Annotated in this window: 22 protein-coding genes; 11 read left to right on the forward strand and 11 right to left on the reverse strand. The window is 72.8% G+C overall.

Annotated elements, in window-relative coordinates:
• Positions 1–1,074 carry a 3-oxoacyl-[acyl-carrier-protein] synthase III C-terminal domain-containing protein gene (locus P3T35_RS36015; protein ID WP_101378482.1) on the reverse strand — a complete coding sequence of 358 codons (1,074 nt, stop codon included), beginning with the start codon at positions 1,072–1,074 and terminating at the stop codon, positions 1–3.
• Between the two features lie 249 nt (positions 1,075–1,323).
• Between P3T35_RS36015 and P3T35_RS36020 the strand changes: the two genes are divergently transcribed.
• The gene (locus P3T35_RS36020) at positions 1,324–2,178 is read left to right on the forward strand and encodes a UbiA family prenyltransferase (RefSeq protein ID WP_280709263.1); all 855 of its coding nucleotides are present in this window, start codon (positions 1,324–1,326) and stop codon (positions 2,176–2,178) included.
• Between the two features lie 118 nt (positions 2,179–2,296).
• Here P3T35_RS36020 and P3T35_RS36025 read toward each other — a convergent pair whose 3' ends face one another.
• Both P3T35_RS36025 and P3T35_RS36030 read right to left on the reverse strand, forming a co-directional pair.
• The gene (locus tag P3T35_RS36025; RefSeq protein ID WP_280709265.1) at positions 2,297–3,430 is read right to left on the reverse strand and encodes a hypothetical protein; all 1,134 of its coding nucleotides are present in this window, start codon (positions 3,428–3,430) and stop codon (positions 2,297–2,299) included.
• Between the two features lie 108 nt (positions 3,431–3,538).
• On the reverse strand, positions 3,539–3,868 hold the full coding sequence (locus P3T35_RS36030) for a hypothetical protein (protein WP_143676692.1): 330 nt from the start codon (positions 3,866–3,868) through the stop codon (positions 3,539–3,541).
• A 274-nt stretch (positions 3,869–4,142) separates the two neighbouring features.
• Between P3T35_RS36030 and P3T35_RS36035 the strand changes: the two genes are divergently transcribed.
• Positions 4,143–5,042: a LysR family transcriptional regulator gene (locus P3T35_RS36035; RefSeq protein ID WP_101378480.1), complete on the forward strand. Its 900-nt coding sequence runs from the start codon at positions 4,143–4,145 to the stop codon at positions 5,040–5,042.
• A 19-nt stretch (positions 5,043–5,061) separates the two neighbouring features.
• Here the strand turns inward: P3T35_RS36035 and P3T35_RS36040 are convergent, their stop codons facing one another.
• The gene (locus tag P3T35_RS36040; RefSeq protein WP_101378479.1) at positions 5,062–5,814 is read right to left on the reverse strand and encodes an SDR family oxidoreductase; all 753 of its coding nucleotides are present in this window, start codon (positions 5,812–5,814) and stop codon (positions 5,062–5,064) included.
• Between the two features lie 292 nt (positions 5,815–6,106).
• The gene (locus tag P3T35_RS36045; RefSeq protein WP_101378478.1) at positions 6,107–6,640 is read right to left on the reverse strand and encodes a MarR family transcriptional regulator; all 534 of its coding nucleotides are present in this window, start codon (positions 6,638–6,640) and stop codon (positions 6,107–6,109) included.
• A gap of 74 nt (positions 6,641–6,714) precedes the next feature.
• Between P3T35_RS36045 and P3T35_RS36050 the strand changes: the two genes are divergently transcribed.
• The 4 genes from P3T35_RS36050 (at position 6,715) to P3T35_RS36065 (ending at position 11,483) form a co-directional block, all read left to right on the forward strand.
• Complete coding sequence (locus P3T35_RS36050) at positions 6,715–7,623, forward strand: ABC transporter ATP-binding protein (RefSeq protein WP_101378477.1); 909 nt, start codon at positions 6,715–6,717, stop codon at positions 7,621–7,623.
• Positions 7,620–9,215 carry an ABC transporter permease gene (locus P3T35_RS36055; RefSeq protein ID WP_101378476.1) on the forward strand — a complete coding sequence of 532 codons (1,596 nt, stop codon included), beginning with the start codon at positions 7,620–7,622 and terminating at the stop codon, positions 9,213–9,215. The genes P3T35_RS36050 and P3T35_RS36055 overlap by 4 nt, the downstream gene beginning before the upstream one ends.
• 304 nt (positions 9,216–9,519) lie before the next feature.
• Complete coding sequence (locus tag P3T35_RS36060) at positions 9,520–10,464, forward strand: DUF3048 domain-containing protein (protein ID WP_101378475.1); 945 nt, start codon at positions 9,520–9,522, stop codon at positions 10,462–10,464.
• A 92-nt stretch (positions 10,465–10,556) separates the two neighbouring features.
• Positions 10,557–11,483 carry a phosphotransferase gene (locus P3T35_RS36065; RefSeq protein WP_218976618.1) on the forward strand — a complete coding sequence of 309 codons (927 nt, stop codon included), beginning with the start codon at positions 10,557–10,559 and terminating at the stop codon, positions 11,481–11,483.
• Between the two features lie 49 nt (positions 11,484–11,532).
• Here the strand turns inward: P3T35_RS36065 and P3T35_RS36070 are convergent, their stop codons facing one another.
• The 3 genes from P3T35_RS36070 to P3T35_RS36080 all read right to left on the reverse strand — a co-directional run bounded on the left by P3T35_RS36070 (position 11,533) and on the right by P3T35_RS36080 (position 14,621).
• Entirely contained in the window at positions 11,533–12,774 is a 1,242-nt protein-coding gene (locus P3T35_RS36070) for a helix-turn-helix domain-containing protein (RefSeq protein WP_101378474.1), read from the reverse strand.
• Positions 12,775–12,918: 144 nt separating this feature from the next.
• The gene (locus tag P3T35_RS36075) at positions 12,919–13,683 is read right to left on the reverse strand and encodes a maleylpyruvate isomerase family mycothiol-dependent enzyme (protein ID WP_101378473.1); all 765 of its coding nucleotides are present in this window, start codon (positions 13,681–13,683) and stop codon (positions 12,919–12,921) included.
• Positions 13,684–13,913: 230 nt separating this feature from the next.
• Positions 13,914–14,621: a DUF6215 domain-containing protein gene (locus tag P3T35_RS36080; RefSeq protein ID WP_101378472.1), complete on the reverse strand. Its 708-nt coding sequence runs from the start codon at positions 14,619–14,621 to the stop codon at positions 13,914–13,916.
• A 153-nt stretch (positions 14,622–14,774) separates the two neighbouring features.
• Between P3T35_RS36080 and P3T35_RS36085 the strand changes: the two genes are divergently transcribed.
• The gene (locus P3T35_RS36085; protein WP_101378471.1) at positions 14,775–15,023 is read left to right on the forward strand and encodes a hypothetical protein; all 249 of its coding nucleotides are present in this window, start codon (positions 14,775–14,777) and stop codon (positions 15,021–15,023) included.
• Positions 15,024–15,183: 160 nt separating this feature from the next.
• On the opposite strand, the gene P3T35_RS36090 is transcribed toward P3T35_RS36085, so the two are convergent.
• Entirely contained in the window at positions 15,184–16,227 is a 1,044-nt protein-coding gene (locus P3T35_RS36090) for an NAD(P)-dependent alcohol dehydrogenase (RefSeq protein WP_101378470.1), read from the reverse strand.
• A 279-nt stretch (positions 16,228–16,506) separates the two neighbouring features.
• On the opposite strand from P3T35_RS36090, the gene P3T35_RS36095 reads away from it, so the two are divergent.
• Positions 16,507–17,427: an NADP-dependent oxidoreductase gene (locus P3T35_RS36095; protein WP_101378469.1), complete on the forward strand. Its 921-nt coding sequence runs from the start codon at positions 16,507–16,509 to the stop codon at positions 17,425–17,427.
• A gap of 78 nt (positions 17,428–17,505) precedes the next feature.
• Positions 17,506–18,516 carry an LLM class flavin-dependent oxidoreductase gene (locus P3T35_RS36100; RefSeq protein ID WP_101378468.1) on the forward strand — a complete coding sequence of 337 codons (1,011 nt, stop codon included), beginning with the start codon at positions 17,506–17,508 and terminating at the stop codon, positions 18,514–18,516.
• Positions 18,517–18,523: 7 nt separating this feature from the next.
• Here P3T35_RS36100 and P3T35_RS36105 read toward each other — a convergent pair whose 3' ends face one another.
• Both P3T35_RS36105 and P3T35_RS36110 read right to left on the reverse strand, forming a co-directional pair.
• Positions 18,524–19,234, reverse strand: a complete 711-nt coding sequence (locus tag P3T35_RS36105) for a response regulator transcription factor (protein WP_280709274.1) — start codon at positions 19,232–19,234, stop codon at positions 18,524–18,526.
• Positions 19,231–20,424, reverse strand: coding sequence for a sensor histidine kinase (locus tag P3T35_RS36110; protein ID WP_101378467.1), 1,194 nt, complete (start codon positions 20,422–20,424; stop codon positions 19,231–19,233). The genes P3T35_RS36105 and P3T35_RS36110 overlap by 4 nt, the downstream gene beginning before the upstream one ends.
• A gap of 321 nt (positions 20,425–20,745) precedes the next feature.
• Here P3T35_RS36110 and P3T35_RS36115 point away from each other — a divergent pair, with 321 nt between their 5' ends.
• A complete protein-coding gene (locus P3T35_RS36115; RefSeq protein WP_101384762.1) occupies positions 20,746–22,947 on the forward strand; it encodes an MMPL family transporter in 2,202 nt (733 codons plus the stop codon).
• Between the two features lie 39 nt (positions 22,948–22,986).
• Positions 22,987–23,721, forward strand: a complete 735-nt coding sequence (locus tag P3T35_RS36120; RefSeq protein ID WP_280709278.1) for a GNAT family N-acetyltransferase — start codon at positions 22,987–22,989, stop codon at positions 23,719–23,721.
• The last annotated feature ends 21 nt before the right edge of the window (positions 23,722–23,742 follow it).

Consider the following 23,742-nt stretch of genomic DNA (forward strand, 5'->3'; position numbering starts at 1 on the left):
CTACCAGCGCAGCAGGACGAGCTCGACGCAGAAGCCGGGCCCCATCGCCAGGAGCAGGCCAGGCGTCCCGGGAAGCGGCGGACGCAGCGCGAGCGTGTCGCGCAGGATGTGGAGCACCGACGCGGACGAGAGGTTGCCGACCTCGGCGAGGGAGCGCCAGGTCAGTTCCAGGGCGCGTGCGGGCAGGTCCAGGGCTTCGCGTACGGCGTCCAGGACCTTGGGGCCGCCCGGGTGGCAGATCCACGCGGTCACGTCCGCCGTCTTGACGTCGTGGTCGGCGAGGAAGCCGCCGACCACGCCGCCGAGCTGACGTTGGAGCAGGTCGGGCAGGTCTGCGCCGAGCATGATGTGGAAGCCGGTGTCGCCGATGGACCAGCCCAGCAGGTGCTCCGTGCCGGGGAAGAGATGGCTGCGCGTCGCGACGATCTGCGGGCCACTCGTGGCGGGGTCGCCGCGGCCCGCCTCATGGCGGGACCCGACGGCCAGGGCGGCGGCGGCGCCGTCACCGAACAGCGCTCCGGCGACCAGGTTCTGCATGGACGTGTCGGCGCGCTGGAGCGTGAGGGAGCACAGCTCGACCGAGAGCAGCAGTGCCGCCTCGCCGGGGTGCCCGACGAGGTAGTCGTGCAACCGGGCCAGGCCCGCGGCCCCCGCGACACAGCCGAGGCCGAAGACTGGCACCCGTTTTACGTCCGGTCGCAGGCCCAGCACCGTGGCCAGCCGCGCCTCCAGCGACGGCGCGGCGATGCCGGTCACGGAGGTGGAGACCACCAGATCGACATCGGAGGCCGCCAGGCCCGCCTGGTCGAGGGCGCCCCGGACGGCGTCGCGGCCGAGCTCCAGCGCCGTTGCGAGGAAGGCGTCGTTGCGTGCCCCGAAGCCGTCGATCCCGGCGTAGTGTTCCAGCGGCAGTGCGAGATGACGTCCCGTCACGCCGGAAGCGGCGTGGACGCGTTCCAGTACGGCCCGGTCCTCGCGCGGCAGCCGGCAGGACGAGCCGACCATGCCTGTGATCTCCTCCTGAGGGTACCGGTGGGGTGGCAGGACTCCGTGAACCGCGACAATCCGGGTCATCCCGACATGCTAGGCGCCGGGTTCCGCGATTCGGCGGCACGCCGTTCGCCCGGGCGCGGCTGACGCACCTTCAGGTTTCGACCGCCGGAGGGCCGCTCTTATGGATCGTGCCGGGCGCGCGGCGTCGGAGCACGCACGCCGCCGGCCTTCGGCCGGGAGGGACCCCCACGCTGCGTTGTCGTCGGTTGCCTATGGGGGAGCCGCGCGCTGGTCCGACCTGATCCATACGAGAGGCCCTAGCATCGACGGGTGCCCATCGAAGCCGTGCCGCGTCGAACCGGCTCGCCGGTCGCGCTGCTGCTGGCCGCCCACCCCGTGCCGGCCGTCGCCGTCAGTGGCATGGCCACGGCGCTCGCCGTAGCCGTGGGACGCGGCCCGGCAGGGTGCCTGCTGGTGGCGCTCGCCGTGCTCAGTGGCCAGCTCTGCGTCGGCTGGAGCAACGACCTGATCGACGTGAGACGCGACATCCGCGCGGGGCGACGCGACAAGCCCCTGGCCGTCGGCACCCTGGCCCCCTCGTCCGCCGCTGCCGCCGCCTGCGGGGCGGCCGCGGCCTGCGTACCGCTCTCCCTCGCATCGGGCGCCGCAGCGGGCTTCGCGCACCTCGTGGCGGTGGCCGCCGCGCTGGCCTACAACGCCGTCCTCAAACGCACCCGCTGGTCCTGGGCCCCCTATGCGCTGGCGTTCGCGCTGCTGCCCGCCTTCGTCACCCTCGGCCTGCCCGACCACCCGTGGCCACCGGCCTGGCTGCTCGCGGCCGGAGCACTGCTCGGCGTCGGTGCCCACCTCACCAATGTGCTGCCGGACATCGACGCGGACCTGGCCTGCGGGATTCACGGATTCCCCCACCGGCTCGGACGCACCCGCAGCCGCGGCCTCGCCGCCCTCACCCTGCTCGCGGCCTCCGCCGCCCTCGCCCTCGGCCCGCCCGGACCACCAGGACCGGTGGGCTGGACCGGACTGGCCGCGGCGACCGGACTCGCCACGGTCGCCGCCCTTCCCCGCCCCCGGCACCCGGACAGCCGCCTGCCGTTCCTGCTCACCATCGCCCTCAGCGCCCTCGACCTGGCCCTGCTGCTCCTGCGCGGCCCGGCCTTGCGCTGAGCCGGCCGGCTGCAGTCCGCCGGCGGGACACCCCGGCCCACAGGGAGCCGTCGCACCACAAGGGCAGGCTCCCCGCGCCACGACGGCCCGGGGAGCCCGATCTTTCTGCGTGGTCAGGTCAGTGGAGCACGTTGAGGAAGTTGGTGGCGTCGTCGACGAAGTAGACCGAGTCGCAGTCCTGGTCGACCGCCAGCCCGAACAGGGCTCCCGCGCCGGGCGGGTTGCCGCTGCTGTCCAGCAGCCGGTGGGCCACCTGGTCGCCGCCCGGGGTGGTCTCGACGATGTTGCCGTCGCCGCCGTTGACGGTGAGGATGTTGCCGTTCGGGGCGATGGCCAAGCCGAGCGGGCCGTTCAGGTGGTGGTCGGCGCTGACGACGCGTCCGGTGCCGGCGCTGTCCTCGCGCTCCACCGCGTGCGGGATGGCGGTGATCCGGTTCTTGACGGTGTCGGCGACGTAGAGCGTGCCGTCCTCGCCGAGGCCCACTCCGGTCGGGCCGATCACCAGGGCGTTCGGATCGGTCTTCTGGGCGAAGCCGGAGCCGATCTCCGTGGTCTTCACCCGCTCCGGCGGTTGGTCACCGTGATCCTTCAGGGCGATGCGCAGCACCGTGCCCCGGTCGACTTCCTTGCCGCCGCCGGCCACGGTGCCGTTGAGCACGTTGGTGACGAACAGGTCGGTGTGGTCTTCGTGGCTGACGGCCGTCATGTCCCAGGGGCCGTTGATGCCGTCGCCGGTGAGGGTCTCCTTCACCGTTCCGTGGCTGTCGAGCACCAGCAGGCAGCCGGCCCGGGCGGTGGCGGAGGTGCCGTCGCTGGTGGGCAGGCTGCCGACCACCACCCAGCCGCCGGGCAGCACGCTCAGCGCGGTGGTGAGCCCGACCCCGCCGGGGCACGGGCCGGGCAGGTGGGCCGGGTCGATCTGGGCGAAGACCGTCGCCGTGCCCTGCGGGCTGACCTGCACCAGGGTGGTGCCGGTGCCCTGCTGGTTCTGGCCGTTGTTGAAGTTGCTGACCAGGACGTTGCCCTGGTGCAGATCGCCTGCGTCGTGCTTGATGACGACGGTGCCGTAGGGGTTCTGGTCGCCGTTGGCGGGGACGGTCGAGGCGACCTTGTCGATGGTGGTCAGGCCGTGGAGGAAGGCCCCGTCGGAGACGGCTGCGGCGGGGGCGGCCGCGGCCGCCGTTCCGATGGCGAGCGCAATCGTGAGCGAGGTGAGCCCGCGGCCGAGCGCGGGCAGAGTGTGAGTACACATGAAAATACAATAAGTACTCGAACCGCTACTATTCGTGATGACATGCGGCAGGTGGCGGATCGGTACTCCGTTCGCCGTGCCCGCGCCGCCCGCCGCCCGGGGCGCGATCTAGTAGGCACCGCCGGCACCGGTGCTGCTCGGCGTGGCGCCACCGGACGGTGAAGTCGAGCCTGCCGCCCCGACCTGGATGTGGGTGTCCATGCCGAGGGCCTTGTGGCCGTCGATCGGGCACCACAGCTCGTAACTTCCCTGCTGGAGCGTGACCGTGAACTGCGCCTTGCTACCCGGGGAGATGGCGGAGGTCTGCGTCGGGCTCACACCGGGGCCCGAGATGGCCAGGGCATGGGCGATCGTCCCGGCGTTGTCCGCGACGAACGTGTAGGTGCCGGGCGCGACCTGCGTCTGCGAGAGGCCGAGGGAGTACTCCTTCTCGGTCACGGTGACGGTCGCCGCCTGCCCGCCGGCCGTGGGGCTGCTCCCTGGACCCGGGGGGCTGCTCCCCGGAGCGGGAGCCTTGCCGCTGCTGCACGCCGTGGCAGTAGCCAGCACCGCAAGAGTCAGCAACGCGGCAGGGGTGAGACCTCTGGAGCGGCACACGGCGGCCATGATCATCGCCTCCTTTTGGAAACGAGACTGGGGCACTCCGGCGGGGATTCGGCCACGACACTCCCGTGCCGCCGAAGTCATCCACCCGATGTGGTGCGATGTGGGCATGGAGCTGCGTGAGTTGCAGGCGTTCGTCGCCGTGGTCGAAGAGGGCGGCTTCTCTGCCGCCGCGCGCCGGCTGCATGTGAGCCAGCCCGCGCTGTCGCAGACGGTGGCAGGCCTGGAACGGGAGTTGCGGGTCGCGCTGCTGGTGCGCAGCAGCACAGGCGTGCGACCGACCGAGGTGGGCGACGTCCTGCTGGGCGAGGCACGAGCGGTGATCGCCCGCCATGGCCAGGCGGTGCGGGCGATGGCCGCGTTCCTGGACGCGGACGGCGGTGCGCTGAGGGTCGGCGTTCCGCTGGAGCTCCCGGCCGCGGTGCTGGCGCCCGCGCTGGCGCGGCTCGCGGAGGCGTCGCCGGCCACCCGGGTGCTGGTCCGCCATCTCTCCACGGCCGAGCAGACGGGCGCGCTGCGCGCAGGGGAGTTGGAGGTGGGGCTGCTGCGCGAGCGGCCCGCGGTGGCGGGGTTCGACTCCCTGCTGGTGTCCCGTGAGCGCCTGGGCGTGCTGCTCGCCTCGGACCGCGCGGCGAATCTGCTGGGCCCGCAGGGGATCGCACTCGAAGCGCTGTCCGGATTCGAATGGCTGGCGTTCCCGCGCTCCGACAGCCCGGCCTGGTTCGACGAGTTGACGGCGATCCTGCGCAGCCACGGCCACACGCTCGGCGCGGCGGCCCCGCACGGGCAGCGACTGATCGCCGAGGTGAAGCTCGCGGCCGTCAGCGCGGGAAGGGCGTTCGCGCTCGCCCCGCCGGACTGGTCGCAACCGGTGTCCGACGGGGTCACCTGGGCGCCGCTGGTCGGCCACCCGCTGGTGCGCCGGACCTGGGCGGTCTGGGCGGCCGACTCGCGGCGCCGGGACGTGGGCCGGCTCGTCGCCGGACTGGATCCGGCGCAGGCCCACTGAAGCGGTTGGCGGGTGCGGCTCAGACGGCGGTGCGCCCGCCGTCGACCGGCAGGATGGCGCCGTGCACGAAGCCGGCCGCGTCACTGGCCAGGTAGACGACGGCCGCGGCGATCTCCTCGGCCTCCGCGGGCCGGCCCGCCGGGGCCTCGGCGGCCAGCTCGTCGAGGCTCTCGCCCATGGGCGCGCTGCCCTCGGTGCGGGTGGGGCCGACGCCCACGGTGTTGACCCGCACACCGCGCGGGCCGTACTCGGCGGCCCAGGTACGGGTCAGCAGGTTGACCGCCGCCTTGCTGGAGCCGTACAGCGACATGCCCGGTGCGCCGTAGGAGGCGACCTGGGTGCTGATGTTGACGATCGCGCCCGCACCGCGGTCCGCCATCGCCGGGGCGAGCTCGGCCACCAGGAAGAACACCGCCTTGACGTTGATGGAGAAGACGGCGTCGAACTCCTCCTCGGTCACCTCCTCGGTCATCTTGAACGGGTAGACGCCGGCGTTGTTGACCAGGACGTCCACCCGGCCGCCGCCGAGCTCGGTCGCCGTACGGGCGAGTCGGCGCACGGCGGCGGCGTCGCGCAGCTCGGCGGCGACGAAGTCGGCCTTGCCGCCGCCTTCGCGGATCGCCGCCACCACGGCCTCGCCGCGCGCCGCATTGCGGCCCGCGACCAGGACGTGTGCGCCCTGCTCGGCCAGGGCGGTCGCGGTGGCCGCACCGATGCCGCTGGTGGCGCCGGTCACCAGCGCCACCTTGCCCGCGAGGGAGAGGGAGATCATGGACAGCCCCTTTGTCGTCTGGTCATTCGCGTCCGGGGGATCCGCACGCCGTCCGTGCCTTGTTCGCCCTCCAGCGAAGCACCGCGGCGCGCCCGGCGGCAACGCGCCGCCAGGCGTGTTGCTTATGGCCGCCATTGCGCAGCGGCATGGCGCGAGCGGGGTGCCTGGTGGGTGCCATGACGGGGTATCGGTCGCCGATGTCGAGGCGATCGCGCCGCCCGGCTGTTGAACGGGTCCGACTTCGGGCTCGTGCTGACACCCCGCATGGCGGCCGTGGCCGCAGTTGAGGAGGTCAGTGCTCGGCGGCGAGCCGGTCGCGTTCCTGGTACCAGCGCTCGATCAGCAGCGGCATCTCGCGGCGCAGGAAGCTGAAGAGGGCCCGGGAGGAGTTCAGGCGCGCGCCGGCGGGGGAGTCCGCACCGAGCAGTTCGACGCCCTCGGTGAGGCTGGTCTCCCACAGGGCCAGGGTCCGGTCCCGGTTGATCAGGGCCTCCTGCCAGACGTCGTCCAGCACGCGGTAGCGGTCGCGGCGCGAACCGGGCTCGCGCTCACGAACGACCAGGTGGACCTGGGAGAGGTAGCCGATCGCGCCGGAGACGGCCGCCGGGCTGACCTCCAGCCGCTCCGCGAGCTCGGCGGCGGTCAGGCGGCCGGAGTCGGTGGCGAGCAGCGCGGCGAAGACCCGCGCGGGCATCCGCTGCATCCCGCTTTCGGTCATCACGCCCGCGAAGCGCTCGACGAAGTCGCGCAGCGCCTGCTGGTCCACCGCACCCCCGGCAGCCCCGCCGCCGGGATCCCCACTGGCCGCATCCCCACTGGTTCCCATGCGCTCAGCCTATCGTGGGCGTTCACCAGTTCAGAACATTCAGAAAATTATGAATTACGTGTAGCGTGAGCGGCATGTCAACCGCAATCTCGGTATCCGGCCTGGTGAAGACCTTCGGCCGGACACGCGCCCTCGACGGCCTCGATCTGAGCGTCGCCGAGGGAGAGGTCCACGGCTTCCTCGGCCCCAACGGCGCTGGGAAGTCCACCACCATCCGGGCGCTGCTCGGGCTGATCCGGGCCGACTCCGGATCCGCGCAGTTACTCGGCGGCGACCCCTGGCGGGACGCGGTGGCACTGCACCGCCGCATCGCCTACGTACCCGGTGACGTCACCCTGTGGCGCAACCTCACCGGCGGCGAGGTCATCGACCTGCTCGGGCGGCTGCGCGGCGGTATAGCCGCAGCCCGGCGCGGCGAGCTGCTCGAACGATTCGAGCTCGACCCGACCAAGAAGGGCAACGCCTACTCCAAGGGGAACCGGCAGAAGGTCGCCCTGGTCGCCGCCTTCGCCTCGGACGCGCAACTGCTCATCCTGGACGAGCCCACCTCCGGGCTGGATCCGCTCATGGAGGAGGTGTTCCGCCAGTGCGTGGCCGAGGAACGCAGCCGCGGGCGCACCGTGCTGCTGTCCAGCCACATCCTGTCCGAGGTCGAGGCGCTGTGCGACCGGGTCAGCATCATCCGGGCCGGCCGCACCGTGGAGACCGGCACCCTCGCCGAGCTGCGGCACCTCACCAGGACCTCGGTGGAGGCCGAACTCGCCACGCCGGTACGGGGCTTGGCGGAGCTACCCGGGCTGCACGACGTCCAGTACGACGGCAACCGGCTGCGCTGCCAGGTGGACGCGCAGCACCTGGACGCCCTGCTGGTCGCCCTGACCCGCGCAGGCGTGCGGTCGCTGGTCAGCAGGCCGCCCACTCTGGAGGAACTGTTCCTGCGCCACTACGAAGGCACCGCAAGCGAGTTGGAGCCGCAGGCATGACCGCTGGACTGCCCGTGCTGCTGCGCCTCGCGCTGCGCCGCGACCGGATCATGCTCCCGGTCTGGCTCTACGCACTGGTCGCGTCGGTGGCCGGCACCGCCGTGTCGCTGCGGCAGCTGTACCCGTCGCAGGGCTCGCGCGACAACCTCGCGCTGAGCGTCAACGCCAACGCCTCGCTGCGCGCCCTGTACGGCCCGCTGTACGACACCCACTCGCTGGGCGCGCTGACGAGTTGGCGGATGCTGGCGATCGGCCCGGTGATGATCGCGCTGCTGAGCCAGCTGCTGGTCACCCGGCACACCCGGGCCGAGGAGGAGTCGGGCCGGCTCGAACTCGTCGCAGCGGGTGCGGTGGACCGCCGGGCGCCGCTGACCGCGGCCCTGGTCACCGCAGGGTCGGCGGGCCTCGCGATCGCGGCCGCCGTGCTGGCGCTGCTGCTCGGCCTGGGCCAGAACGCGGCGGGCTCGCTCGCGTTCGCGCTGGTCTTCCCCGCCGTGGGCCTGCTCTTCGCCGGCCTGACCGCCGTGACCGCGCAGGTCACCCAGACCGCCCGCGCGGCCAACGGCCTTGCCGGCGCGGCCCTGGGCGCGGCGTTCCTGCTGCGGGCGGTCGGCGACGCGGCAGGCAGCGGCGGCCCGTCCTGGATCGGCTGGCTCTCGCCGCTGAGCTGGGCCGCACGCGTCCGCCCGTACGGCGGCGACCACTGGTGGGCGCTCGGCCTGCTGCTCGCCGCCGCCGGTGTGGAGATCGCCGCCGCCTACCTGCTGCTCGCCCGGCGCGACCTCGGCGGTGGCCTGCTGCCGCAGCGCCCCGGCCCGGCGACGGCGGGCGCGGAGCTCGGTCGACCGCTGGGCCTGGCCTGGCGGTTGCAGCGGGCCGCGCTGCGGGCCTGGGCGGCCGGGCTGATCGTCTTCGGATTCGTGCTCGGCGGCGTCAGCAAGGGCCTGCGGCAGCTCATCAACGACACGCCCGAGACCGCACAGATCCTGGCGCGGCTGGGCGGCACCACCGGCGCCGTCGACTCCTACCTGTCCACTTGCATGACGTTCCTCGCCATGGCCGTCGCGGTCTACCCCGTGCAGACCGTGCTGCGCCTGCGCGAGGAGGAGACCGGCGGCCGCGCCGAGCCGGTGCTGGCCACCGCCGTCGGCCGCCTGTCCTGGGCCGGCGGGCACCTGCTGTACCCGCTGCTGGGCACGGTCGTGCTGCTGGAGGCCGGCGCACTCGCGATGGGACTGGGCACGGGGGCCGTACTCGGGGACACCGGCGGCTGGATCGGCCGACTGCTCGCGGCCGGGCTGGTCCAGGCGCCCGCGGTATGGCTGTTCGCGGCGGCGGGCACCGCGCTGTTCGGTCTGCGGCCGCAGTGGACCACGGGGGTCTGGGGGCTGCTCGGGCTGCTGCTGCTCATCTCGTTCCTCGGCCCGACGCTGAACGCCGGCCACTGGCTGCTCGACCTGTCGCCCTTCACGCATGTGCCGAGGCTCCCCGGCGGCGCCCTGCACGCCGCGCCGCTGCTGTGGCTGAGCCTGCTGAGCGGCCTGCTCGCCGCGGCCGGACTGCTCGGGCTGCGCCGCCGCGACCTGGGGTGAGGGACGACCAGCGGTGGGACGAGGGGGGTGACGTTCGCGACCGTCGTCCCCCTCGTTGACATGCGGTCAGCGCAGCAGGTCGACTACCCGACCTCGGTCAGCAGCCGCAACGACGGCAGCAGTCCGCTCAACCCCCGGCAGCAGTCGGTGACGACGATCCGGGTGCCGACCGACTGATCACCTGTTTCGGAGTGCGTGGCAACCGCGGGGCTTCACGGACTCGGCGGTTGCGTATACAAAGGGATGAGGGCCCCGGCGTGCGCGCCGTCGGCCGGTTCCACCCAGCTGTCAAGGGGTGACACCAATGCGCAGACATCGACTGCCGCTCGCGGTGGCCGGAGCCGGAGTCGCCGGGCTCATCGCCGTCCAGGGCTGCAGCAGCAGCGCGCACAAGCCCCCGCCGCCGTCCCCGTCCCCGACGGGGCAGGCCGCGAACCCGCTCGACAACAGCGGCACCGCGGGCAACCTGCTCGCCGTGAAGATCGACAACGTGGGCCGCAACATCCAGCAGATCCAGCACGGGCTCGGCCAGGCCGACATCGTGTACTGGGTCCAGGTCGAGGGCGGACTCTCCCGGTTCCTCGCCGTCTACGACGCCAACCACCTGCCCGACAAGATCGGCCCGGTCCGCTCGGCCCGGCAGACCGACATCCCGCTCCTCCAGCAGTACGGGCGCCTCGACTTCGCCTACAGCGGCGCGATCAGCGGGCTGATACCGCTGCTCGACCACGCCGACCTGCAGACCGTCACCCCCTTCGACGACCCCGGTGCGTTCAGCAACCGCGCCATGGACCCCACCTTCATCGATCCGCACCAGATCCTCGCCAAGTACCCGTCCGTGCCCGCCCGTTCCCCGGGCTTCGCGTTCGGCGCCGCACCGGGCGGCGGCACCGCGCTCACCGACATGACCTGGCACCTGCCTGCCGCGTCCCTCGGCGTCCACTTCAACGGCAGCGGCTACGACGTGTCCGTGGACGGCCACTCGGCGTGGTCCGGCACCGCGACCGTGGTCGTCCAGCACGTCAGCATCGTGCCCGGGCAGTTCACCGACTTCAACGCCGGGCACCCCGACAACGAGGTGTTCACCCAGAGCACCGGATCGGGCCAGGCGGAGGTGCTGCGCGACGGCAAGGTGTGGGCCACCCACTGGAGCCGCCCCGACCCCGCCGCCGGCACCTCGTTCACCCTGCCCGACGGCGGCACCATGCCCTTCGCGACCGGGCCGGTGCTGGTGGTGATGGTGCCGTGAGAGGCGCGAACGGGCCGTTGGCGGGGGTGTTCTGACGCCCCGCGTGCGGGAATCCGGTTGCCCTTGGCCAACGGCGGTATCACCATGGCCCGGTGATCGACTCACCCCCGCCCCCAGCGGCGCTCGCCTGGGCAAGCGAGCTCGCCGGCCCCGCCGCTGACGGCTGGGCCGCCCAGCGCCTCGCCGGCGGTGCGCACGCCGCCACCCACCTCCTCCGCACCCCGGACTCCTCAACCGAGCTGGTGCTGCGGCGATTTCCGCCGGGCGACCGCGCACCGGCCTACGAGGCACGGGTGTTGGCGGCCATCGACGGGCTGGACGGCTGGGCACCGCGGCTTGCCGGTGCCGACCCGGACGGGCTGCGGTTCGGTGAACCGGCCGTCCTGATCACCCGCCTTCCCGGGCACGCCGACATCACGCCGGCCTGCCCGGAGACGGCGGCGGAGCAGCTGGGCCGCGCCCTGGCCCGCATCCACTCCGTCCCGCTCGCCCGGCTGTCCGGTCTCCGCGACGGCCTGGCCGCCTCGGCCTCCGTCGCCCGCTCCGGTGGCCGGGGCCCCGCCGCGCCGATCCTGGCCGCCCACGCCGACCGCCTGGCCGGCCAGCCGCCGGTCCTGACGCACTACGACTACTGGTCCGGCAACGTGCTGTGGCAGGACGACGTGATCACCGGCATCGTCGACTGGTCGGGAGCGTCGCTCGCGCCACGCGGCTTCGACGTGAGCTGGTGCCGACTCGACCTGGTACTGCTGCACGGCCCCGACGCCGCCGAGGTCTTCCTGACCGCGTACCAGGAAGCCGCCGGCGAGAAACTCTCCGATGTGGCGCTGTGGGACCTCTTCGCGCTCACCAACTCCTACCGCACCGTCGAGACCTGGGTGCCCAACTACCACGACCTCGGCCGCACCGACCTGACCGCCGCCAAGCTGCGCCAACGCCACACCGAGTGGACCAAGGACCGCCTGGCGCGTCTTCGTCAGCCCTCCCAGGTGCCGGTGTCTGCCGTGGGTGTGGCGTGATCTGCGTCTACAGCTGACCTTGGCGGTGATGATCAGAGTGGCAGTGGGCTCAGTCGTGCTGCGCGGCTGCGAGCCGGCCGGCGGCGAGGGCGCGGCGCGGGTCGTGGGGCGGCAGGGTGCGCAGGGCGTGCTCATGGACCGTGAGGTCGTACGGTGTCCGGCCGCCGTAGCGTAGGGCGTGCTCGGGATCGGGGCTGACCAGGACCGCCTCGCGCACGGCCACCTCGATGTGCTCGCGCCACTGGGCGATTCCCGGCGCCTGCGAGCGCGGCAGCAGCGGCCCCCGGTAGTGGCGCACGGCCCGCGCCACCGCGCCGCAGGCCACGGATTGCAGGACTTCCAGTGCGTCGCAGGAGAGCGGTGCGGTCAGCGCGTAGGTCCGGGTCGCCACGGTGCCAGGCAGCGCGCGCCGCAGGTGTGAGACCTCGGCTCGGAAGGTGGCCGCGGCGACCGGCCGGTCGGCGTAGAGCGCGTCTCGGAGCCGCTCCGGTGTGAAGCCGTCGGGCTCCAGCGCCAGCAGGGTGAGGATCTCCAACTGCCGTGGCGGCAGCCGCAGCTGCTTCCCGCCGACCGTCAGCTCGGCCCGGCCCAGCACGCTGAGCCGCACCTCGGCCGGTGCCGGGCGGGGCTGCTGCGATGCGGAGTTGGCGCGCACCCCGGCCTCGATGCCGGACACCAGTGCGCGCACGGTGGCCATCGCCATCGGGTTCGCCCGGTCCCAGGTGCTGGACAGGTCGAGCACCCCGAGGAGTCGGCCGTGTGGATCGCGGATCGGTGCGCAGTAGCAGACCCAGCCGTGCAGTGCCGCCACCAGGTGCTCGGCGGAGAAGACGGTGCTGGGCCGGCCGGTGCACAGTGCCAGTGAGAGTGCGTTGGTGCCCATCGCCGGCTCGTCCCAGCGGCCGCCCGGCGCGAAGTTGACGCGCTCGGCCCGCCGCAGCATCGCCCGGCCGCCGCAGGTCCACAGAATGGTGCCCGACTGGTCGGTCACCGCGGTGATGTAGCCCATGTCATCGGCCAGGCAACGCAGTTGGTCGGCCAGGTCGTGCACCGGCGCGCGCAGTGGTGACTCGGACCACTGCGGGTGCACCGCGCCGTCACCGGCCACCGGCGCGCTGGTCTGCGCCGGGTCCACAGTGCCCAGCGACCGCAACCAGGAGTCGGCCACATCCCGGCGCACCATGGCATCACCTGGCAGCGCTCTGCCGGAACCGCGCAGCTCGGGGACGCAGCGGGACCACTGGTCCTCCAACCGTTCCTTCAACTGCTTGAGACCACCGGGCTCGGCCATGTCCTTCCCCCTGACCTCGTCGTCACGTGCTGGGGACAGTCGTCAAGCCTCTCGCATTTCTGACAGTGCATCAGCAAATCCGCGAAATCCGCTTGCTGCCCCCAGCGCTGTGCGCGACGGGCCGGAAGAACGCCGACCGACGGGCTAGAACGCCGAGTGCGCGAGCCAGAGGTCGAGCAGCGTCTCGTCGCCGGCGGTGCGGATGCCGGCGGCCGTGCGGTCCAGCCGTCCGTAGAGGAGCAGCAGCAGGTCGGCCGCCGGGGCCTGGACGGTGGCGTCGGCCTGGTCGGCGTCGGTGGCGTCGGGGTCGATCCCGAAGCCGTCCGGGCGCAGCCGGACCAGCCAGTCGCCGTCGCCGTCGGAGCAGCTGAACCGGATGCTCCGGTCGGCGGCGCGCAGCTCGGCGGTGCCGGGGGCGAAGGACGCGGCGAACGGCAGGTTCACCAGGAACTCCGCCACGCCGTCCGCCGCGAGGCGGCGGTCGATCGCCGGGCTCAGACCGAGCGCGAGCTCGGCGTCCACGCGGTGCACCAGGGTCTCGAAGAGCATCCGGCGGGCCCAGAAGCGGGCGTGCTGGTCCGCACCCCAGGCCCACATCGGCGCGTCGGACTCGATGGTGCCGAACGCGTCGGCGGCCTCGGCGGAGCTGTCGGCCAGCCAGCCGGGGAGGGTCTGCGAGTCGGCGGGCAGCTTCAGGTCCACGTCCCGGCTGCGCGGCCGCTCCTGGATCCGCTGGCGCAGCAGCGTGGCGAACCAGCGCTGCACACTGCCGGCGTGCTGGATCAAGTCGCTCAACGCCCAGCCGGGGCAGGTCGGCACGGGAGTGGTCAGGTCGGCCGCCCTGACGGCTTCCACGAACGCGGCGGTCTCGGCTGCAACGGCGGCGCGGTGGTCAATGGCGGTGGTCAATGGGGTGCCTCTCCGTGATAACGCTGGTGTTTCCTGCTGCGCAGCGTCTCATGGCGGCACCCGGCGTGGGCGGACGGGTGGCGGGTCTTCGTCGCCCGTCGCCGTCGCCCGTCGCCGTCGCCCGTCGCCTGGACGACGCCGACGCCGTACGAGCCGCCGGGTGCCACCCAGCTCCACCCCTCGCCCATCGTTTCCTGAGGCCGGCTCCACTTCGTGAAGGAACCGTGGGGTTATGAGCCCGTGCCCCATCCCTGGAGCGAGGGGAGCACCAGTACGGCGGTCCGGAAGAGGGCTGCGTCGTCCGGGGTTTGGTCGTCCTGCCGCCAGATGGTGAGCTCGAAGGACCCGCCGCCCTGGGTGCCCTTGGCGACGACGAGATGGCGGGCGATGCCGCCGGGGCTCGTGGTGGCGTGCCCGCCGTTCAGGCTGAAGCCGATGGCCGTGGTGTGGTCCGAGTACGTCACCGCGGGGTGGCCGAGGACCGAGGTCGACTCGGATTTCGGGCCCAGGAAGGTGGTGTAGTCCGTGAAGGGGAGCTCCTGGTTGTCGGTCAGACGCACGTTGATCGGGCCGGCCTGGATCTCCGCCGAGGCGTCGTCATGCTTCGTCCCGTCCGCGAAGGTGATCGGGCCGCCCCCGGACTGCGCTTCCGAGACGTGTTCGGTGGGGGTGCCGAGCAGGGCCGGCAGGTCGGGGCGGTTGAGTGCGGCGCACAGTGCCGGGTACTCGGGGGAGTCCGTGGCCTTGGGCGGCGCACAGGTGGCGGGTTTGCCGCTCGCCGTCGACGACCCGCCGACCATGTTCAGCCCCCACAGGCCCGCCATGATCACCGCGCCGAGCGCCAGCGCCGCCACCACCTGACCGCCCGCACTCCAGGTGCTGTCCTTGCCGGCTGCCGGCGTGGCGGTCTCCACAAGCTCATGGGTCTGATCGGTCACCGCCGGACCGTATCCCAAGAGAAGGTCAAGACGCAGCGAGTTTTCATATCTTCGTCTTTTCGCCGAGCGGAGGGCGCCAAGCGGAGGGCCGCGGGCGGGCGCGGCGTGGGGAGGCAGGTGTCCGCGGCAGGCCGGCTGTCACAGCCGCGTGGAATGCTGCCGGACACGGCCCGCGATCCGCTGGCCCGGCGTCTCGATGGCGAGTTGCTCCACTCGGACCGGATCAGCGCGGCACTGGCGGAGGGCGAGCCTCACACCGCCGCCGGCTCTGCGCAGGTCCAGGTCATGGAGCTCGCCCTGATGGTCGCCTACGGCGGTTCCGCAGCCCGGCCGGCCGAGCGCATCGCCGAGCGCGGATCTCGCCCTGCTGCGCTCGATCCGCTTCTGACGGAGGCGATATGACGATCAGTCGGGAAGGACCATGCGCGGGGAGAGGCGGCCGGATCATGCGGCCATGACGGTCCGTCAGGCCGCACGGGTCGGCGGTCACGGCCGAAGCACGCGGATCTCCCCGACCGCACCTTCCGAGGTGCCCGGTCGGGGAGATCCGGCGCGGCGGGCGTCAGCCCAGGGTCGCGGTGTCGATCACGAACCGGTAGCGCACGTCGGAGGCGAGCATCCGCTCGTACGCCGCGTTGATCTGGTCGGCCGGGATCAGCTCGATCTCGGCGGTGACGCCGTGCTCACCGCAGAAGTCCAGCATCTCCTGGGTCTCCGCGATGCCGCCGATCATCGAACCGGCGTAGTTGCGGCCCATGCTGATCAGCGAGAAGGCGTTGAGCGCCAGGGGCTCCGGCGGGGCGCCGACGCTGACCATGGTGCCGCCGCTGGCGACCAGGGACAGGTAGGCGTCCAGGTCGAGCTTGGCGCTCACCGTGTTGAGCACGATGTCGAACTCGCCGGCCAGCTGTTCGAAGGTGGCCGGGTCGCTGGTCGCGTAGAAGCGGTCGGCGCCCAGCTTCTTGCCGTCGTCCAGCTTCTTCAGCGACTGCGACAGCACCGTGACCTCGGCGCCCATCGCGTGGGCGAGCTTGACGCCCAGGTGGCCGAGGCCGCCCAGGCCGACCACCGCGACCTTCTTGCCCGGGCCGGCGCCGAAGCGGCGCAGCGGCGAGTAGGTGGTGATGCCGGCGCAGAGCAGCGGTGCGGCGGCGTCCAGCGGGAGGCCCTGTGGAATGCGGACCACGAAGGCCTCGTCGGTGACCACGTGAGTGGCGTAGCCGCCCTGGGTGATGGTGCCGTCCCGGTCGACCGAGCCGTAGGTGAAGACGGTCTCGCCCAGGCAGTACTGCTCCTGGCCGCGGCGGCAGTTGACGCACTCCCGGCAGGAGTTGACCATGCAGCCGACGCCGACCCGGTCGCCGACGGCGTGCTTGGTGACCTCGGAGCCGACGGCGGTGACGATGCCGGCTATCTCGTGGCCGGGAACCAGCGGGTAGGGCCGGTCGCCCCACTCGCCGCGCACGGTGTGGAGGTCGGAGTGGCAGATGCCGCTGTACTTGATCTCGATCTGGATGTCGCGCGGCCCGACCTCGCGGCGCTCGATGGTGAGCGGGACGAGCGGGTCGGTCGCGGACGTGGCGCCGTACGCCTTGATGCTGGGCACAGGTTCTCCGTGGTTGCGAGTGGCTTGCTGCAGGGCTCGTGGTACTCGCGTTCGACATTACTACAGAGCATCCACTGTTTATTTTTTCAACATTTGCGGTAGGGGTCGCGCCGCCGTGTCGTGCCGGGCTCGGCGGCATAGCCTGGCGAGCGGCGCCCCGATGCGGGCGGCAGGCTGCCACCACCCGTGCGGCACGCTGCCGCGACCCGGGCAGCATGCTGCCACGACGCGGGCGACGGAGCGTCAGATCAACAGACCCGGCCACCTGGAGGTCCGTTCATGCGCGCGGTGAGCTACGACGCGTACGCCCCCGACAACTCCCGGCTGCGCTACGGCGAGCTGCCCGAGCCCAAGGTGGCCCCCGGCCAGGTGCTCATCGCCGTGCGGGCGGCCGGGGTCAACCCGGTGGACTGGAAGGTGATGGCGGGCGGCCTGGACCCCCTGATGGACGCGGTCTTCCCGGTGATCCCCGGCTGGGACGTGGCCGGGGTCGTGGTCCGGACCGGCCCCGACGCGCCGGAGTTCGCGCCCGGCGACGAGGTGATGTCCTACGCCCGCAAGGAGACGGTGCACGGCGGTACCTTCGCCGAGTACATCGCGGTCGACGCCTCGGCGGTGGCCCGCAAGCCCGCCGGCCTGGACTGGGCGCAGGCCGGCGGTCTCCCGCTGGCAGGCCTGACCGCGCTGCGCAGCCTGGACTGGCTGGCGGTCGAGAGGGACGACATCCTGCTGGTGCACGGCGCCGCCGGCGGGGTGGGCAGCCTGGCCGTGCAACTCGGCGCGGCGCGCGGGGCGCAGGTGATCGGCACCGCCTCCGAGCGCAACCATGCGTTCGTGCGCCGCCTGGGCGCCGAGCCGGTGACCTACGGGGACGGCCTGGTCGAGCGGGTCCGGGCGCTGGCCCCCGGGGGAGTGTCGACCGTGGCGGACTTCGTCGGCGGGCAGTTGGAGACCACGCTGGCGGTGCTGGCGCCCGGCGGGCGGCATGCCTCGGTGGCCGACCCCACGGTGGAGCAGCACGGCGGCCACTGGGTCTGGGTCCGCCCGGACGGCGCCAAGCTGGCCGAACTGGCCGGTCTGGCCGACCTGGGCGCGCTGATCGTCGAGGTCTCCGGGACGTTCCCGCTGGAGAAGGCCGCCGAGGCCTTCGACGCCAGCCGTACCGGCCACACTCGCGGCAAGATCGTGGTGGTTCCCTGATCGTTCACCACTTCTGACGATGCGCCTGAAGTGGTGAACGGGCCAGGTGTGATCACCCGGTTTTGTACGCTGCCTGTTGTGGACGCGACCTTGAAGCTCTCACTACTGGACCGGGCCTGCATCCCCGAGGGCGGTAGCGCCGCCCAGGCGCTGCGCGGCACGGTGGCGCTGGCCGCGCAGGCGGAGCGGCTCGGTTACCACCGCTTCTGGGTGGCCGAGCACCACTCCGTACCCGGGATCGCCGGCTCGGCGCCCACCGTGCTGGTGGCCGCCGTCGCCTCGGCGACCAGCCGGATCCGGGTCGGCACGGGCGGGGTGATGCTGCCCAACCACCGGCCGCTGGTGGTCGCCGAGCAGTTCGCCGTGCTGGGCGCGCTCTTCCCCGGCCGGATCGACCTCGGCCTCGGCCGCTCGGTCGGGTTCACCCGGGGCATCCAGCAGGCGCTCGGCCACCCGCTGCGGGACGCCGAGGACTTCCCGGACCAGCTGGCCGAGCTGCTGGAGTGGCTGGGCGGCGGCACCGACCGCTACCCGGGGGTGCGGGCCCAGCCCGCCGACGGGCTGCCCGTGCCGCCGTTCGTGCTGGCGCTCGGCGAGGGCGGGCAGGTGGCCGCGGAAGCCGGGCTGCCGGTGGTGGTCGGCGGCCTGCAGAACCGGTCCCGCATGATCACGGTCATCGACGAGTACCGGGCCGCGTTCCGCCCCTCGCAGTGGCGCGAGCGGCCCTATGTGATCGTCGCCGCACCGATCGCCGTGGCTCCGACCACCGAGCAGGCCCGGCAGATCCTCGCCGCCGAGGCCTGGGCGCTCGCCCACGCTCGCACCCAGGGCACCTTCCCGCCGCTGCCGTCCCCGCAGCGGATGGTGGAGACGGAGCTGACCACCCGTCAGCGCGAGGTGTTCGAGAAGGCGCAGCGCGGCCACCTCTACGGCGTCGAGGCGGAGGTCCGCGACCAGCTGGACCAGCTGGTCGCGGAGACCGGCGCCGACGAGATCATGGTCACCACCGCCGCCTTCGACCCGGAGCAGCAGATTGACTCCCTGCGCCGGTTGGCCGAGTTGGCAGGTCTGACCCAACCGGAAGTGTGACGGATCGTCAGCAGTCTCCGGCCCGCACCAGCCCCGACTCATAGGCCGCGATCACCGCCTGCGCGCGGTCCCGGACGTTCAACTTGCCGAAGATGCTGGTGATGTGGTTCTTCACTGTGGAGACGCTGATCTCCAGCGTCCCGGAGATCTCGGTGTTGTCCAGACCGGTGGCGAGCAGCTGCCAGACCTGCACCTCACGGGCGGTCAGCTCGCCCGGCGGCGGGGCCTCGGGCACGGTCGGCCGCGGCGGGGCGGGCGCGGTCACGAAGGTGGAGATCAGCCGGGTCAGCAGCCGCGGCGCCACGGCGGCCTCACCGGTGTGCACGGTGCGCAGCGCGGCGAGCAGCTCCTCCGGGGAGACGTCCTTGGGCAGGAACCCGTAGGCCCCGGCGCGCAGGGCGGCCACCACGAGCTCGTCCACGTCGAAGGTGCTCAACGCCAGCACCCGGCACTCGGGGAGCTCCCGGGCCAGCCGCTCGGTCGCCGCCACACCGTCCAGGCCCGGCATCCTGATGTCCATCACCACCACGTGCGGGCGGTGCCGGTGCGCGAGCGCCACGGCCTCGGCGCCGTCCGCCGCCTCGGCCACCACCGTGAACGCCGGGTCGGGAGCCAGGATCAGCGCCAGCCCGCGGCGGACCAGCGGCTGGTCGTCGGCGAGCAGCACCCTGATCGGTTCCTGAGCCTGGGTCATCATCGGTTCCTGAGCCTGGGTCATCCCTGTCGTTCCTCTCCGATGTGCGCCGCCAGCGGCAAGGTGGCGGCCACCTGGAAGCCGCCGCCGTCCAGTCCGCCGACGTCCAAGGTGCCGCCGTGCAGGGCGACCCGTTCCCGCATGCCGATCAGGCCGTAGCCGCCGCGCCGACCGCTGGACGGGGCGTCCGTACCCGAGCCGTTGTCACGCACCGTCACGGTGACCCGGTCCTGGTGGTACGTCAGCTCCACCCGCGCGTGGGCCCCACCGGCGTGCTTGCGGGCGTTGGTGAGCGCCTCCTGCACGATCCGGAACACCGTCAGCCCGGTGACCGGCGGCAGCGGACGCTCGGTACCGCGCACACTGAACTCGGTGGGCAGCCCCGCCTGCCGGGAGTCGTCGACGATCCGCTGCAGCTCGCCGACGCCGGGCTGCGGTGCGTCCGGAGCCGCCGCCGCGGGCTTGCCGGCCGGCTCGTCGTCGGCCCGCAGCACATCGAGCAGTTGGCGCATCTCGCGCAGCGCCAGCCGCCCGGACTCCTCCAGGGTGACCAGGGCGTCCCGCACCACCTCGACGTCACCGCCCAGGTTGGCCCGCGCCCCGCCGGCCATCAGCTGCATGGTGGTGAGGTGGTGGGCCACGATGTCGTGCAGCTCGCGTGCGATCCGGCGGCGCTCCTGGGCCAGCGCCTGGTCGGCCAGCAAGGTGCGGTTGGTCTCCAACTGGCGCTGCCAGTGGTTGAATCCGAATCCGGCGGCAACTACGAGGGCAGCAGCGATCACGGAGCTCGTCACGCGCGCGGAAGACATGTCCATGTTCGGGCCGTAGTCGACCAGCGTCACTCCGGCGGTGGCCAGGGCAGCGACCGTGATCACCCGGGCCCGCTGGGTGCGGGCCACGGTGAACAGGGCGACCGAGGCGGAGCAGCCGAAGTGGTGGGGGACCGGCACGGCGAGGTCCAGCAGCAGGTTCAGGGTCAGGGTGCCGGTCAGCGCGGCCACCGGGCGGCGGCGCTGACCGAGCAACGGCAGCGCGGCGACCACGAAGAGCAGTAGCCCCATGGCCGTGACCGGTGGATCGCGGTCCAGCCCGCCGACGGTGTAGCCGAGCAGGTCCAGCGTGGCCGCTCCGGCCGCCACCAGTGCGTCGGTGCGGGACCAGGGCCAGGCGTCGACTCCTGGCGGGCGCGCTGTGGTCGGTCGGCGCGTCGGCATCCGGGCCTGCTCTCCTTGCGGTCGGGCGTCCCGGCCGCTCGGGCCGGGCGCGGTGCTGATCGTTCGTGAACCGCTCTGCGAACCACGCGGTGAGCCGTTCGGTGAGCCGTTCTTGATCCATTCTCACATCGGCTGACGGCGTGCCTGCGGGACGGGGAGCTGATTCGGAACCAGGACCAGGGTCCTAGGCGGGGGCGTCGGGTGGACCCCGGTCCCGGCGCCGATCTCATTCGCGGCTCGGAGGAGAAGGCCGTTTCCGGGTGGTGGTCTGGAAGCAGGCCGGGGGACCCCGGGACAACAGGCTTGCTGATGGAGGACGTTGTGATCCGTGCCCTGACCGGGTTCGCCACCAGAAACCCATGGAAGGTGATCGCCGTCTGGGCGGTCCTCGGGATCGCACTGGCCGTCGTCGGCCAGGCGATGATCTTCCGGGTGACCCAGACCGACACGGCCGACTTCCTGCCCAGCAGCTATGACTCGGCCGCCGCGATGCGGATCGCCACGGACCAGTTCGGCACCAAGGCGGACGCCAACCCGGTGACCGTGCTGGTCGCCCGCACCGACGGCAAGCCGCTCTCCGCCGCCGACCGGCAGCACATCGACGACCGGACCCGGCAGTTGGGCCAGACCAAGGTCACCATGCCCAAGGCCAAGGACCCTTGGCAGAAGGACTACTCGCAGATCCCGCAGATCGGCACCACGGTGCCGGCGCCGGACGGCACCTTCGCGCTGCTCACGGTCAACCTGAACGGCAACTCCGCCGACCCCGGCCTGCAGAACACCTTCAAGGCGTTCCGCACCAGCGCCAGGACCGACTTCGCCGCCATCGGCCTGCGGACCGGCTTCACCGGTGCGCTCGCCGACCAGCTCGACACCGACGCCGCCGACCACAACCTGACCACCATCGCCTCCGCCTGCATGACCGGGCTGATCGTGCTGATCCACATCCTGGTGTTCCGCAGCGTGCTCGCCGCACTGGTACCGCTGCTCGCGGTGACCGTGGTCGGCGGTGCGGCCGCCGGCGCGGTGGTCGGCACCGCGCAGCTCACCGGCATCAAGCTGGACCCGTCGGTGCCCAGCCTGATCAACGTGGTGCTGCTCGGCATCGGCATCGACTACCTCCTCTTCATGATGTTCCGGTTCCGCGAGCAACTGCGGGCCGCCCCCGACCGCCACCACCGCACCGTCGCCGCCGAGGTCAGCGGCCGGGTGGGCACCGCCGTCACCTCGGCCGCGCTGACCATCGTCGCCGCCTTCGCCACCCTGGGGATCGCCAGCTTCGGGCAGTTCCGGGTGCTCGGCCCGGCCATCGCGGTGTCGGTGCTGGTGATGCTGCTGGCCGGCCTCACCCTGATGCCGGCCCTGCTGGCGGCCTGCGGACGCAAGCTGTTCTGGCCCTCGCGAGCGCTGCGGCGCGCCCCTCGCGAGGGAGCCGTGGCCCGGTTCGGTGCCGCCGTGGCACGGCGGCCCGTGGGCATGGTGCTCGGCTGCCTCGCCATCCTGGGCGTGCTGGCCACCGGACTGGCCGGCATCTCCATGGACTACGGGCTCGGCAGCAGCACCGGCACCCGCACCGAGGCCCAGCGCACGGCGGCCGAGATCGCCCACGCGCTGCCCGCCGGCACCTCGGACCCGACCACCGTCTACCTCCAGGCCGTTGGCGGCGGCCGACTCGACACCGTGGTGCTGGACGGACTGGCGCGCGACCTCGGCCAGGTCAAGGGCGTCGGGCGGGTCGCCGAGCCGGTGCTCAGCCAGAGCGGGCAGGCGGCCCGGATCGACCTCTTCCTGACCGCCGACTCGCAGTCCCAGCAGGCCCGCGAGCTGGTGTCCGGGCCGGTGCGCGCGGCGGTGGCCCAGCACACACCGCCCGGCACCACCGCGCATGTCGGAGGCACCGCGGCCGTGTTCGCCGATGTGTCCACCGCCGTCGACCACGATCTCCGCCTGGTCTTCCCGGTGGCGGCCGTGCTGATCGGACTGATCCTGCTGATGCTGCTGCGCAGCGTGCTCGCCCCGGTGATCCTGATGCTCTGCGTGGGGCTGGGCTTCGCGGCCACGCTGGGCGCGGCGGCACTGGTGTTCCAGCACGGCATGCACCGCCCCGGCGTCATCTTCACCCTGCCGCTGGTGCTCTTCCTCTTCGTGGTGGCGCTGGGCACCGACTACAACATCCTGATCAGCGACCGGATCCGCGAGGAGATGGAACACCCCGGCCCGGCCCGGGCGGCGGTGGCCCGCGCCGTACGGCACACCGCGCCGGCCATCGCGACGGCGGGCGTGGTGCTGGCCGGCTCCTTCGGCAGCCTCGCGGTCACCCCGCAGCCGTCCACCCAGCAGGTCGGGTTCGCCACGGCACTGGGGATCCTGCTGTCGGCGTTCCTGCTCTCCACGGTGCTGGTGCCGGCCCTGGCGGCACTGCTCGGCCGGGGGCTCTGGTGGCCGGCCGGGCCGCGGCGCCGGCCTGTCATGAGGCATCAGGATCCGGTGGTACCAGGTGAGTTCGCCGGCCCAAGGCGATAATCGCGTGCCGGTCCGGTGTGCGGCTGCCAGGATCCGGACATGGAGATGGATTCGATGGACGTGACCGATCCCCTGGTGACGAGGGCCCGCGCCGTGTGGGAGGGCCTGGCGTCGGTGCCGGTGTCGTTCGGGCCGGCGGGCAGCGTGAACGTCGTGGTATCGCCGAACTCGGGCCTCTGCCCGGCCGGTTGGATCGGGGCCGTGTCCATCGGCGGCTCGGCGATCGTGACCGCGCCCGATCAGCGCCTGGCCGCACTGCTGCGGGACGCCCTGCGCGGGGTTCCGGCGGGGGCGGTCGGTGACGCCGTGTGTGAGCACGTGCCGACGAACCGGGTGCTCGGCCCGGCGGCGCTGGCCTACCTGTCGGCGGACGGCTTCCGTCCAGCTGCGCCGGGTCCGCTGGTGGTCCGACAACTGCCCGGCGCGGATCCGCGGTTGCGGGCACTGGAGCAGGCCGCCGGTGCGGATGACACCGCGGAGGCGGGCCTCTTCGAGATCACCTCGCCCGCGTTCGTCGTCCATGCGGGCGGTGAGGTGATCGCCGCCGCCGGGTACCGCTCCTGGCCGGGCCGGACCGCGCACATCAGCGTGCTGACCGCACCCGCGTCGCGCCGCCGCGGACTCGCCCGACTGACCGGCTCGGCCGCCGCGGCCCACGCCCTGGCGGCCGGCCTGCTGCCGCAGTGGCGGGCGCGGGTGCCCGCGTCGCGTCGGGTCGCCGCCGCGCTGGGGTTCCGCGAGCTGGGCGAGCAGCTCAGTGCTCAACTCGCCTGACCAGCAGAGCCAGTGGCGTCA

It is taken from the genome of Kitasatospora sp. GP30, from assembly GCF_029892145.1.
Lineage (GTDB): Bacteria > Actinomycetota > Actinomycetes > Streptomycetales > Streptomycetaceae > Kitasatospora > Kitasatospora acidiphila.

Excerpts from the sequence above, each read along its gene's own strand:
- P3T35_RS36085 (WP_101378471.1), top strand. The coding sequence starts at position 14,775 with ATGCTGCCGGACACGGCCCGCGATCCGCTGGCCCGGCGTCTCGATGGC.
- P3T35_RS36035 (WP_101378480.1), top strand. The coding sequence starts at position 4,143 with ATGGAGCTGCGTGAGTTGCAGGCGTTCGTCGCCGTGGTCGAAGAGGGC.
- P3T35_RS36045 (WP_101378478.1), bottom strand. The coding sequence starts at position 6,640 with ATGGGAACCAGTGGGGATGCGGCCAGTGGGGATCCCGGCGGCGGGGCT.
- P3T35_RS36095 (WP_101378469.1), top strand. The coding sequence starts at position 16,507 with ATGCGCGCGGTGAGCTACGACGCGTACGCCCCCGACAACTCCCGGCTG.
- P3T35_RS36070 (WP_101378474.1), bottom strand. The coding sequence starts at position 12,774 with ATGGCCGAGCCCGGTGGTCTCAAGCAGTTGAAGGAACGGTTGGAGGAC.
- P3T35_RS36120 (WP_280709278.1), top strand. The coding sequence starts at position 22,987 with ATGGAGATGGATTCGATGGACGTGACCGATCCCCTGGTGACGAGGGCC.
- P3T35_RS36105 (WP_280709274.1), bottom strand. The coding sequence starts at position 19,234 with ATGACCCAGGCTCAGGAACCGATGATGACCCAGGCTCAGGAACCGATC.
- P3T35_RS36015 (WP_101378482.1), bottom strand. The coding sequence starts at position 1,074 with ATGACCCGGATTGTCGCGGTTCACGGAGTCCTGCCACCCCACCGGTAC.
- P3T35_RS36050 (WP_101378477.1), top strand. The coding sequence starts at position 6,715 with ATGTCAACCGCAATCTCGGTATCCGGCCTGGTGAAGACCTTCGGCCGG.
- P3T35_RS36110 (WP_101378467.1), bottom strand. The coding sequence starts at position 20,424 with ATGCCGACGCGCCGACCGACCACAGCGCGCCCGCCAGGAGTCGACGCC.
- P3T35_RS36025 (WP_280709265.1), bottom strand. The coding sequence starts at position 3,430 with ATGTGTACTCACACTCTGCCCGCGCTCGGCCGCGGGCTCACCTCGCTC.
- P3T35_RS36040 (WP_101378479.1), bottom strand. The coding sequence starts at position 5,814 with ATGATCTCCCTCTCCCTCGCGGGCAAGGTGGCGCTGGTGACCGGCGCC.
- P3T35_RS36055 (WP_101378476.1), top strand. The coding sequence starts at position 7,620 with ATGACCGCTGGACTGCCCGTGCTGCTGCGCCTCGCGCTGCGCCGCGAC.
- P3T35_RS36060 (WP_101378475.1), top strand. The coding sequence starts at position 9,520 with ATGCGCAGACATCGACTGCCGCTCGCGGTGGCCGGAGCCGGAGTCGCC.